Annotated in this window: 9 protein-coding genes and 1 rRNA gene; all 10 read right to left on the bottom strand. The window is 46.4% G+C overall.

The features are described 5' to 3' along the window. Positions 1-10: 10 nt before the first annotated feature. Positions 11-1,562, bottom strand: a 16S ribosomal RNA gene (locus tag OXN25_13070). A gap of 414 nt (positions 1,563-1,976) precedes the next feature. After that, positions 1,977-2,615 (bottom strand): hypothetical protein, encoded by a 639-nt coding sequence (locus OXN25_13075; GenBank protein ID MDE0425790.1) that lies wholly within the window; start codon positions 2,613-2,615, stop codon positions 1,977-1,979. Positions 2,616-3,111: 496 nt separating this feature from the next. Further along, on the bottom strand, positions 3,112-3,900 hold the full coding sequence (locus OXN25_13080) for a polysaccharide deacetylase family protein (GenBank protein ID MDE0425791.1): 789 nt from the start codon (positions 3,898-3,900) through the stop codon (positions 3,112-3,114). Positions 3,901-3,989: 89 nt separating this feature from the next. Further along, on the bottom strand, positions 3,990-4,271 hold the full coding sequence (locus OXN25_13085; protein ID MDE0425792.1) for a MoaD/ThiS family protein: 282 nt from the start codon (positions 4,269-4,271) through the stop codon (positions 3,990-3,992). 187 nt (positions 4,272-4,458) lie between these two features. After that, the gene (locus OXN25_13090) at positions 4,459-6,714 is read right to left on the bottom strand and encodes a xanthine dehydrogenase family protein molybdopterin-binding subunit (GenBank protein ID MDE0425793.1); all 2,256 of its coding nucleotides are present in this window, start codon (positions 6,712-6,714) and stop codon (positions 4,459-4,461) included. A 29-nt stretch (positions 6,715-6,743) separates the two neighbouring features. Beyond that, a complete protein-coding gene (locus tag OXN25_13095; protein ID MDE0425794.1) occupies positions 6,744-7,214 on the bottom strand; it encodes a (2Fe-2S)-binding protein in 471 nt (156 codons plus the stop codon). Between the two features lie 110 nt (positions 7,215-7,324). Next, on the bottom strand, positions 7,325-8,206 hold the full coding sequence (locus tag OXN25_13100; GenBank protein MDE0425795.1) for a xanthine dehydrogenase family protein subunit M: 882 nt from the start codon (positions 8,204-8,206) through the stop codon (positions 7,325-7,327). 459 nt (positions 8,207-8,665) lie between these two features. Further along, positions 8,666-8,824, bottom strand: a complete 159-nt coding sequence (locus OXN25_13105; GenBank protein ID MDE0425796.1) for a hypothetical protein — start codon at positions 8,822-8,824, stop codon at positions 8,666-8,668. A 159-nt stretch (positions 8,825-8,983) separates the two neighbouring features. Next, complete coding sequence (locus tag OXN25_13110; GenBank protein ID MDE0425797.1) at positions 8,984-11,950, bottom strand: hypothetical protein; 2,967 nt, start codon at positions 11,948-11,950, stop codon at positions 8,984-8,986. Further along, positions 11,922-12,165 (bottom strand): hypothetical protein (locus tag OXN25_13115; GenBank protein ID MDE0425798.1); only part of this gene is annotated, 244 nt, incomplete at its 5' end. The genes OXN25_13110 and OXN25_13115, both read right to left, overlap by 29 nt.

Below are 12,165 nucleotides of genomic sequence, written 5' to 3' on the forward strand. Positions count from 1 at the left end.
TGCTCCTTAGAAAGGAGGTGATCCAGCCGCAGGTTCCCCTACGGCTACCTTGTTACGACTTCGCCCCGGTCATCGGTTTCATTTTAGAAAGCTCCCTCCCCGAAGGGTTGGGTCACCTGCTTTGAATGCTACCAACTCCCATGGCGTGACGGGCGGTGTGTACAAGGGCCGGGAACGTATTCACCGCGACCTGCTGATTCGCGATTACTAGCGATTCCAACTTCATGCAGTCGAGTTGCAGACTGCAATCCGAACTGGGGTCGGCTTTTTGGGATTTGCTCCACCTCACGGTTTGGCGTCCCTCTGTACCGACCATTGTAGCACGTGTGCAGCCCAGGGCATAAGGGCCATGCGGACTTGACGTCATCCCCACCTTCCTCTGGCTCGTCACCAGCGGTCTCTTTAGAGTCCCCAGCATTACCTGATGGCAACTAAAGACAGGGGTTGCGCTCGTTGCGGGACTTAACCCAACATCTCACGACACGAGCTGACGACAGCCATGCAGCACCTGTCATAGTGTCCCGAAGGAAAACTATATTTCTATAGCGGTCACTGCGATGTCAAGCCCTGGATAAGGTTCTTCGCGTTGCTTCGAATTAAGCGACATGCTCCACCGCTTGTGCGGCCCCCCGTCAATTACCTTGAGTTTTAACCTTGCGGCCGTACTCCCCAGGCGGGGTACTTAATGCGTTAGCTACAGCACAGAGGGAATCAACACCCCCTACACTTAGTACCCATCGTTTACAGTAAGGACTAGCGGGGTATCTAATCCCGGTTGCTCCCCAAACTTTCGCGCATGAGCGTCAGTCTTAGACCAGAAAGCCGCCTTCGCCACGGGTGTTCTATATGATATCTAAGCATTCCACCGCTACACCATACATTCCACTTTCCTCTTCTAGACTCAAGTAAAGCAGTATCAAACGCAATGGTTCGGTTGAGCCGAACCCTTTCACGTCTGACTTGCCCTACCGCCTGCGCGCGCTTTACGCCCAGTGATTCCGGACAACGCTTGCCCCCTACGTATTACCGCAGCTGCTGGCACGTAGTTAGCTGGGGCTTTCTACTACGGTAACGTCAAGAACGCTGCGTTATCAGCAACGCTCGATTCATCCCGTAACACAGAGGTTTACGACCCGAAGGCCTTCATCCCCCACGCGGCGTCGCATCGTCAGGGTTTCCCCCATTGCGAAATATTCTCGACTGCAGCCTCCCGTAGGAGTTTGGGCAGTGTCTCAGTCCCAATGTGGCTGACCATCCTCTCAGACCAGCTACCCATCGTAGCCTTGGTGCGCCGTTACCACACCAACAAGCTAATAGGACGCGGGCTTATCTCCGAGCGGCAGCCGAAGCCACCTTTCATACGGCCGACCGAAGTCAACCGAATCGTATTTGGTATTAGCAACTCTTTCGAGTTGTTATCCCCATCTCAGAGGCAAATTACCCACGCGTTACTCACCCGTTCGCCACTTTCCGCCGGGCCGAAGCCCGGTTTCTCGTTCGGCTTGCATGCCTAATCCACGCCGCCAGCGTTCGTCCTGAGCCGGTATCATACTCTCCACAAAAGTATTGAAGTACATCTTCAAATGAATTGAACCGTACTCACAAGCTATTAATAGGCACGTCACGTTCACTATTTAACTTTCAAAGAACAAAATCACCTCTCTTGTTGAAAGGTAATGTTAATTATACACTTTCAAAAAACCTTTGTCAAATTAATTTGTAAAAAAAATGCAGAATTTTGCCCCCGAACCCTATTTTTTTACAAATTCATCATTTTTTTTTTTATAAAAACGTTTTTTCTTTTGGTTTCGGTAGTTTTGTCTAATTTTTACGCGATCTCGCGCCTTTCATATTGGAACAGTCGAAATTCAGAGATGGCTTCTATGTTTCGCTTTTGTACCAGATATCAGTGGGTGTATTTCTGAATGGAAATTGCGTCTTATGGTCGTTGCAGTCGCCCTTCGGTTTCCCATATGTCATGTAGAGGAGGTAGAATTTTTTACAGCTTCTATGTAACCCATCAACGCTTCTCCAGGTCTGAACCAGTCCTTTTTCTTCCCCTCAACCCGCAGGCGTTTAAAAAGACTGTGGAGGCGCTTTTCTGCTCCTACTGGGTCATTAGTAGGATGGGACGCTAATTCTAAACATGGGCCATGATCCCGTTCTATTTTCTCAAACCTGCTTCCCGATAAATAATTTGCAGTCCGCCCTATTGTGATATATCTTGTATCTTCTGATTGAATGAAGTAAATATACCATTGTGATTTTGGAACTGAGATACCAATCCTATTGAGAAAATCTATTTTACGTTTATGGAACTCGGATGAGGGATCCCCAGTATGATTTGAAACAGATTTAAAAACTACCCACGGGATGAACTCTATTTGGATATACCATTTGCCCCCTTCCTGAGGTGGAATCTGAGTAAATGCGTCAGGAAAGTCTTTACAATTACGATTGCTTAAATTACTCCTACTTATTCCAAAATAATTACCTAACTCAGATGTCCGCGCCCATTTCCGCCCATTATTTTTTACATCTTCAGTGCGGATATCTATCTCCTTAAGTAAATCTATAACTTGTTCGTTCACAAGATATTTTAATTCATTTTTCATAGGATATTATTCCCTCCTGTGCAGGGTATCGAGGTTGGTGCCTTCAAAGATAGTAGAGTTTTCGACGTTCATGATCGATTCTCGTTTTGCCGTAACCAAACATACTCGATGTCTGGGTATAGCGAGTTAGGATTGTATCTATCATGCTTGCAGTAAGGACCACCAGACTCAAGCGATTTGCTTTAGACTTTTTATTTTTACTAAGGTTTGGATAATTTTAGGTGCGATCGACATTTCGCCCCGCTGGGGCTTATGCTTAGGGGGTACGGCGTTTCTATAGACATTTCGCCCCGCTGGGGCTGCGCTTGAATGCAGTCCAATTTATTTTTCTGTAAGTTGCGTTTGTGTTGGTAACTGTAAGAAAAAACAAAAAATGCGGTGGAAACAGATTGTGATCTGGACAGAAACTGTCCAAACTTTGGTTGTTTTTTAATATTCACTTGTTTATCGTTTTCTTGAAATTTTCAGCAATACATCCATCGCCTCGCTAAGGATTTTATGGAAAATAGGTTATGCTTTTTCCAGTCGATTCTGATGGGTCAACGTATTTTGCCAGATCGCGCAACGCAACAACAGTACAACCGCTTTCCCGAAGATAATCCATGTATGTCTTAAACAGTTCAGGTGAGATGTCAACCCACGGATGTTCAAGCGCAGGCACACCGTGAAACGTTAGGACAGCGATTTTCCCATCTTTCGCCTGTTCAACTGCCCAAACCAAATCCTCGAATCCGTAGTTTGGACCAGGGACACCTGTTGATGGCACGACCAACGGGTGATGGACCTTAGGGTCGTAAGCCGGTCCACGTCCGCCCTCTGGATGAAATGGAAACTCCGGTCCAATGCCACGCCGTGCGAAACGATACCCTTTTTCCGACAACACTTCTATCGCTTCCGGTCCGCGACAATCCGCCGGATAGCCAAAGGTCTCAGGAACAGGGATACCGTATTCTTCGCACCGTTCATCAATGTATATCAAGTCTGCCAGCAATTCTGCTTTCGATTGTGTCGTGGTATGCTTATGATGACGGGTGTGGTTTCCTATCTCAAAACCTTCATCGTGTAACTCACGGATCTCTTCCCATGTAACATAGTGATCTTTGTTTTCCAGAAAACCGAGGCCTTCAGTGATGAAAAAAGTCGCCCCAAAACCGTAACGCTTCAACAAAGGTCCAACATAAGTATAGTCTGACTTATTACCGTCATCAAAGGTAAGGACAACCAACCCATTGGGGATGGGTTGTAGGGCTTCAGTTTCAGATAAGCCTTGATTCTCTTTTCGCATTTTTGTACCTAACAATTTGTGAGTTTTGGTCTGCGGCGATGGTAAGCCGGCCGGACATCCACATCACCTGTTCAAAAGGTCGTAGAGTTTTAGCGCGATGGTTCTGCAACACCGCCCCCGATGGCAGGGAGGAAATGAATTTCTGCGTCAGCGTCAACGCGTTCGAGGAGAGATCCCCGGGTGAGGAGGCCGTTGATGTAGACACCAATGCCGGGCTTAAGACGATCTTCTTGGCATAACCGTTCTTTCATACCCGGATAGCGACTTTCTAAATTATCAATTACTTCACGGACAGTTGTACCGGGAAGCGTAATGTTCGCTTCGCCGCCTGTGAGCTTACGCATGAGGGATGGGATAACTACGGTTGGCATAGTTTGCGGTTCGCTATTCGCGAAAAAGAAGTTTGCAAGTGTACGAAAGTTTGGAAGTTGAAAATTGGGTTTGATGACACACAACTTTCGCACACTCTCGCACACTTTGCACTTCTAAACTTGGACTGCGGTTCGCTATTCGCGGTTTGCGGTGTCACAGCCTAACAGGCTATGGTACAATCGCGAATTAGATTTTACCCATCGCTTTTAGGAGTCGATCGGGCGACATCGGGAGTTCTGTCATCCGAATACCGATTGCATCGTAGATAGCGTTGGCGATGGCAGCCATTGGAGGCACAATCGGCACTTCACCGACCCCACGCACACCGTACGGATGCCCCGGATTTGGGACCTCAACGATGACGGCATCAATCATCGGTAAATCCAAGCAAGTCGGCATCCGATAATCAAGGAAACTGGCGTTGGTCATCGTGCCTTCGTCATTGTAGATGTATTCCTCATTCAATGCCCAACCGATACCTTGAACCGCACCGCCTTGGATTTGTCCTTCAACGTAACTGGGATGGATCGCTTTTCCGGCATCCTGTACTGCGGTGTAGCGAAGAATTTCGACCTTCCCGGTCTCCTCGTCCACTGCTACATCCACCACGTGCGTTGCGTACGCACCACCCGCACCACCAGGATTCACAGTGCCACTGCCCACAACCGGACCGCCGGTTTGACCGAGTTGTCCGCACAGATCGCGGAAACTAATCTGCTCCTCCTTGCCGTTGATGGATGAAAATACACCGTCTTCAAACTGGACATTGGATGCGTCGACTTCCCAGAGTTTCGCAGCACGTTCAATCATCTTCCGCTTGACATCTTGCGCTGCCTCGTAGGCGGCATAACCGGTCGCATAAGTTGTACGACTCCCACCCGTTACAGCAGTGTAACCGACAGAATTGGTATCAACAACACTCGGGTTAACCGATTCGGCGGGGATACCGAGGACTTCTGCCGCTTGCATGGCGATGGAAGCGCGGGTGCCGCCGATGTCTGTGGAACCTTCAATGAGGTTAATCGTGCCATCAGAGTTGACATTAATCGTCACGCTCGACTCCAAGCCGATATTGAACCAGTAACCGGAAGCGACACCACGACCGTGGGACTTCTTTCCATTCGGTGCGGTATAGTGCGGATGCGCTTTCGCTGCTTCAACTGTCTCAATAAAACCGATGCGCGGGTGAACGGGTCCATCTGCGCGTCGGTCTCCCTCTTTTGCCCCGTTGGCTAACCGGAACTCAAGTGGATCGATGCCGAGTTCCTCCGCGATCTCGTCAATAACTGTTTCCGAACCGAAAGCTGCATTTGGTGCACCGGGGGCGCGGTAGGGCGCGGTTTTCGGTTTATTGACAACGACATCGTAGCCGTCAATAATAACGTTTTCAATGCTATAGGGTGCGAAGATACACATTGCGCCAGGTCCGACAGGGGAACCGGGATACGCGCCTGCTTCAAAGGCGAGATATGCCTCAGCGGCGGTTATTTTCCCCTCTTTGGTCGCACCCATCTTGACGCGGACGTAGGATGCAGGGGTCGGTCCTGTGCCTTCAAACACCTCCGTGCGGTTCATCAAGACTTTGACCGGCTTCCCTGTTTTCTTTGCCAGCAAAGCGGCGACGGGTTTAATGTAGACGTTAATTTTACCCCCGAATCCGCCACCAATTTCCATCGGGACGACCTTAATTTTGGAAATCGGGTATTGGAGAATTTCGGCGACCTGTTCACGCACCGTAAACGCGCCCTGTGTACTACACCAGATGGTCAGATGGCCGTCTTGGTTGAAATGTGCGGTGGCGTTATGCGGTTCAATGTAGCCTTGGTGGACAGTGCCTGTAACGAAGTCACGCTCAATAACGACATCCGCTTCAGCGAACCCTTTCTCAGGATCCCCGAGCGTGTGTTGGATGTGGCTTGCGACGTTGCTCGGTTCGTCAGCTGTCTCGCCCATTGAGGTGGTTTTTAGGGTTTCGTGCAGGAGCGGGGCATCCGGCTCCATGGCTTGGCGCACCTCTAAAACGGGTGGCAGCACCTCGTATTCAACATCAATGAGTGTGCAAGCCTCTTCTGCGATATGCGGATTTGTTGCCGCAACGGCAGCAACAGCGTGTCCCTTGTACAGTACCTTATCACTCGCTAAAACGTTATCGCAGAGATGTTTGAGATTGACAGCACCCTCGCCGAGGTCGGCAACTCGATCCTCAGCAGTCGGCAGGTCTTGAGCAGTGACAACACCTTTGACTCCCGGAAGAGCTTCAGCACGACTCGTGTCGATTGAGAGGATACGGGCGTGTGCGTGTGGGCTCCGCAGCACTCTGCCGTGGAGGAGTCCTGCGATCTGAAAATCCGCCCCGTAAAGTGCTCTGCCGGTGACCTTGTCAACACCGTCATGGCGGATAGGTCGGGTTCCAACAACTTTGTATTCTTTGTTTTCAGTCATTTCTATTCTTCCGTCGAAAGACGCTCCTTTCACTGCGCTGCGGCTGCATCAAGCACAGCACGGACGATTTTATCGTAACCGGTACAGCGACACAAATTGCCAGCCAACCAGTATCGAATCTCGTGTTCAGTCGGGTTTGGATTTTGATCCAGAAGTGCTTTGGCGCTCATGATAAAGCCCGGTGTACAGATACCGCATTGGAGGGCGGCGTTTTCGAGGAAGGCATCTTGGATGGGGTGCAGTTTGTCAGGTTCGGCAAGTCCTTCGATAGTCTCGACAGATTTGCCTTCAGTTTCGACACCCAGTACAAGGCATGAATTGACGAGTCTGCCGTCGAGAATGACGCTACAGGCTCCGCAATTTCCGTTGTTGCATCCCTCTTTAGCACCGGTCAGGTGAAGTTCATCTCTGAGGACTTCCAGCAAACTTTGCCGGGATTCACAGAGAAATTCTGTCGTTTCACCGTTAATAGTGGTTTGAACGTGCGATTTTCTCGCCATAGTTATGAGTTCCTTTTGCGTTGAGTAAAAGAAGAAAACTGTTATCGTTCCGATAGGGACAAAAATTAATCAATCCGTGTCAATCCCTGATTCGGACGAAACAACCCAATTTATGCGCCGTCTCGGATTCTCTGGATTGCGCCGTTAAGTGCGCGTCGCGTGAGTACACCGACGAGGTGTGTTCGCTGTTCTGCTGTGCCACGCATGTCGCTAATCGGGCGTGCAATGGCTTGTGCGGCTCCTGCAGCTTCGTCGATTGCGGTGGTATCAGAGACTTCACGACCAACGAGTAAAGCACTCGCTCCTTCCGCGAAGAGCGGCGTTGGGGCAACGGCAGCGAGCGCGATCCGAGCAGAAACGATTGTCTGTTTTGCGTCATCAAGGGTCACAGAGGCACCGGCACCAACAACAGCGATATCCATTTCATTGCGCGGGATAAACCGGAGATAAAAGGAACTTGAATTGCTTGCAGGTGCGGGTATCTTCAAGGATACGAGCATCTCACCGTTTTCTAACGCAGTCTGTCCGGGTCCCGTGCAGAATTGTTCGACGGGTAGTTCGCGTTCGCCGTTTGGACCGGCGATGACACAAGTGGCGTTTAGCACAATCAGCGGTGGTATACAGTCTGCAGCGGGTGAAGCGTTACACAGGTTACCACCGACCGCGGCGCGTCCTTGAATTGCAGTGCCACCGATAATTTTGGTTGCATCGATTAAACCCGGATAGGCATCGCAAATTTCATCAACGACGTAAATCTTATAACATTCGACTGCAGCACCGAGTGTTAAGCCGGTGTCGGCATTGTAATCTAATACATTGACCTCGGGGATAGATTTGATATCGATCATCCAGTCAACGTCTCGCCGTGCTTCTCTCACTTGGACGATAAGGTCGGTGCCACCTGCTAAGATACGTGCGGCTTGTCCTTTCTCATCGAGTAGTGTCACGGCTTCTGAGACGGTGTTCGCGGCAATATACGCAAAATCTTGCATGACCGGAATCTCCTTTCGCTTTATAAATGAAGGGTGTTATTTTAAAACCGTATTATAGCAAAAACCTATTTTTAAATCAAATTTTGGATTGTTGGATATAGGGGTGTAAATATTTCGTCGAAAGTCGCGATTCAGAGATCGCTCTTACCCTATGTTTCTTGTAGGAGGGAACTCCGATTCCCGACCCTTCACCCCTGAATGTCAAAAACTTTACACACCGGTTGGATATTAGTTGTCGGTTTGCCTACAAATTAATTTCATCGTACCCTAAAAAGTGAGAGGCGTTCGGAGTATCTATAATGCATAGTTTTACCGGAATTTCCGTTAAAAATGTTACACTGGTGTAACATTTTGTGGACATCCGCTATCGGTAAAGAACCCAGTCACTGTAAGGGTTTATAGACATTATTTTTTAATTATGAAAAAAATAATAAGTCCGAAAAGTGTAACATTTTTGAGTTAGCGGTCAGGGCGTTCCGCTGCGCAAATCAACGGTATGAAGGTTCTCTGTGTGGCATTCCCCGCACTCTCAGCGGTCAGTAAGAAACTTAACATAATCGCTGGAGATGTTTGGGTCGGTTTCCGCGCCAGCGTTTTATAGATTGATACAATATTCACCCTTCACCTCTTTGGAAAGTTTTATGATATATTATACTATTTTTGCTAACGGATGTCAAGTTAAAATGCGTTGGTAATTAGTATCCTTGAGGATTTTGAGATAATACATAGGCTGTAAAGGAATTTATTGAATTAGTGAATGAAGGAATTGTTCAGACATCATTCTTCCGAAATTTGTTTGTCATTGCTAATTGCAAGGTCCATAAATTCTAATTTATCAGCGCGGAGTAGGTCATTAAGGGCGCGTTTGGCATTCTCAGAGATAACAGGATCCCTGCTATTAAGACCTGATTTTAGGATGGTTTTTGCTTCCTCTGTCTGAATGTAGATATTTTTATTTTCAATACCATTGGTTAGTTTAAAGAAGCACTCAACAACTTCAGCTGTATGTTTTGGCAGCATTTGACATAATTCCTTTAGATAAATTTCCCAATTTTCTACTTCGTAATCTTCTGCTTTGCATACATCTATGACTTTGGAATATGCCTTCAACCGCCATTTAGCTTCCAAACACTCGGCTTGCAACCAATAGGTAAAATATCGGAGTTCTGTCGGTTCTTCCTGTTTAAGACGCCAATTAAAAAATTTCTTTACTCTGTATTTCATACTTTGGTCTAAATCTTTTCCGGTGCTTGACAAGCGATGTCCTATATTATTGAACAGGTTTGCCCAATGTTCTCGTTTTTCGTCAGTTTGTTGGTAAAATTGTTCAAGCAGGCTTTCTTGACCCTCAAGTGGGAACATTTCCCACAGATAATAATTAAAAAGGCGTTCACCGAAGACATCGATGGGTTGTCGTGCAATGAGATCATGCTTTTTGAAATCAGATAAATGTTGTAAGGCAAAATTGAAATCGTCTTTAAGAATTTCAAAGATTTGCTTAAGTGCCGCATTGCAGAGGATAAAGCTGCTAAACGCCGCGTACCATTCTTGACGTTTACTTTGTGCCTGTGGGAAAAAATCTGATTTACGTGCAATTGCCCATTTTTCGTTGAAGCTACAAAGCGAAGGATAGTACATACCCAAAATGGCATATTCAGGTGGTGTCAAAGGATAATCTGTTTCTGAGGAGAACCGTTTTTTAAGAAGCGTTGTTACTTCAGGGGTTTTGCATTGCGGTTCATGTCTGCGTAACCAGAAGCCGAATTTGACAAGGTCCTCCAATGCTCGGCTTCGTGTATTATTAATGCCTTCGGTGAGTGGATCATTACGATACAATCTCCATGGATTGTTCGCATCCAAGTTCCAATCATACTGTGTGCAAAGCATTTCCAGGATCTTTGCGAGTTTTTCTCGGGCAGTAATAGGGATATCCACATCTTCTTCAAGACATACGCCAATAAAGTCGCCGACAGCTCGTCGTGCGTTGGTCCAGTTCTGATTCTCACGGGATTCATCACCTTGCTTATAGTCTCTATTGTGTTCTCTGTCTGAATGTGAAAGAACCCATTCGTTGAATGTTAACCACTCGTCAAGTTTGTCAAAGTTTTTTTCTTTTACATACGCTTGCATTGCATAAATCATCACGCGTACGTAAATGGGTCTCTCTATCCTTTTGCGATTTTTCATCCAAAACTTCAGTCTGTTAGGATCGGGTATGATTGACTCTCTGAAAATGGTTTGAAATGCATTGGCAAGTGTTTCAATATTAACCCTTCTAAATGAATTATTTTCATAGAACTCATCACTCTTTTCCCACTTGTTAATAAAATCAAGTAACTCTTCATTGGTGAGCTTAGAAAGGTCTTCTGGGGTGCGTGGACTACGTTCAGATACTCCACTGCTTCTAACTTCATTTTTATAAGGTGGATAATCCTCATCGGAAATTGATTTATTGATTTTATCTTGTAATTCTCTGAAACGAGTTTCATATTTTCCAAATAGGATAGATTCAAAAGGTCTTAGCTGCATCCAATGGAAACGCTGTTGGCGTTCTTTGAAGCGTTCCTCAGTAAATTTCTCACCTAACCATCCTTCTATCCAATGACGATAATTTTCTTTTGATGGCCCCTTAAGGATAGCATCGAAAATACGAGTCCGTTCTTCTTCCAAAAGCAATGTATCTTTGAAGTGTTCACAGGCAAGTCGTATCATCCGTTGGAATTCAAAATGATGTTCCCACAACCTATAATCTTTATGTGTCAAAATTAGTTCTCTTATCCACGGTTTTGTTTGTTCATTCGTGTATTGCCCATAAAGGTGATAGCGTAGGCGTTTGAAAACTTTCCACTGTTGCTTTTGTAAAACTTCGTCTAAATCCGCAACTATGTTAGATGGTTTTTCAAACACCTTCTTGCATACAAATGTGAGTGTCCCTACAAGTATTTTCTCGGGTCTTCCGATGTCACTATCCGTTTCACGAAGACGTGGGCACCATATATCAGAAAGATCAGCTTCTTTACCACGGTCTTCCTGATGTGTCCGCAAATGAATCATATCCCTTGTCGTATCAATAAGAAGGCAAGCAACTTTGTAAGGTTCCTTTTCAGCAAGTCGACGAACGCCTTTGGACATTATATTTGCGTATTCCGAGTGACTATATTTATGAACAGGATAAAGTGATGTTCCTATTGCTGCGCGCCAATCGTTTACGCTTTCCTGTCGTTGTTTGCGTTTTTCCTCCGACTGGGGGTCAGGTGCAAACTTAATCAGTATTTTTGCGAGTTCCAATGCTGTTGATGTCTGATTCTCCTTTGCCCAATACTCTAATAGATTAGCGTATCTATACGTCCGGAATTGATGATCTACACCAGCATACTCATGGATTTTGTCTTTAAGTTTCACGGAGTATTCTATAGGAAGTTGCAATGCTATATCTAAAATACCGTCATAGACAACAGCGTTATCGGTTTCAGGAAGGTCTATCAACAACTTGACAACTTCATCAGGCATCTCACTACACACGTTCCTAAGATATTGAATCTCGGGCCAGTAAGCGAATTGAACTGTGCCATCATCAAACCGCTGGGCTTTGGGAGGGTATTTAAAGCATCCGCGCTCCGCAAGAGGTTTAAGCCACAATGGGTTTTCCAAGCGAGAAAAAAAATACTTACGGTGATGTTCCTTCTTAAACGAGCCGAGGGCTTTATCAATCAATTCACTCGTTGGCTTCTTCCAGGATTTCATGGATACTCCTTAACTGTTCAAGTTCACTGCCCGCAGCGGCATATAAAAGGTTATCAAGGTTTTGAAAATGCTTTTCCACTTCATCGTAAGTCTCTATAGAAAACGCATCTTCACGTAAATGGGCATGTCCGCGAAACCACTTTATTGCCTGTTTCCATTCTTGATAGGACTTACGCAAAATTAGAAAATGAGTTGATATATTCTCAGTCGTCGCT

This window comes from Candidatus Poribacteria bacterium, assembly GCA_028820845.1.
Taxonomy (GTDB): domain Bacteria; phylum Poribacteria; class WGA-4E; order WGA-4E; family WGA-3G; genus WGA-3G.

Excerpts from the sequence above, each read along its gene's own strand:
- OXN25_13090 (MDE0425793.1), bottom strand. The coding sequence starts at position 6,714 with ATGACTGAAAACAAAGAATACAAAGTTGTTGGAACCCGACCTATCCGC.
- OXN25_13095 (MDE0425794.1), bottom strand. The coding sequence starts at position 7,214 with ATGGCGAGAAAATCGCACGTTCAAACCACTATTAACGGTGAAACGACA.
- OXN25_13100 (MDE0425795.1), bottom strand. The coding sequence starts at position 8,206 with ATGCAAGATTTTGCGTATATTGCCGCGAACACCGTCTCAGAAGCCGTG.
- OXN25_13085 (MDE0425792.1), bottom strand. The coding sequence starts at position 4,271 with ATGCCAACCGTAGTTATCCCATCCCTCATGCGTAAGCTCACAGGCGGC.
- OXN25_13075 (MDE0425790.1), bottom strand. The coding sequence starts at position 2,615 with ATGAAAAATGAATTAAAATATCTTGTGAACGAACAAGTTATAGATTTA.
- OXN25_13110 (MDE0425797.1), bottom strand. The coding sequence starts at position 11,950 with ATGAAATCCTGGAAGAAGCCAACGAGTGAATTGATTGATAAAGCCCTC.
- OXN25_13080 (MDE0425791.1), bottom strand. The coding sequence starts at position 3,900 with ATGCGAAAAGAGAATCAAGGCTTATCTGAAACTGAAGCCCTACAACCC.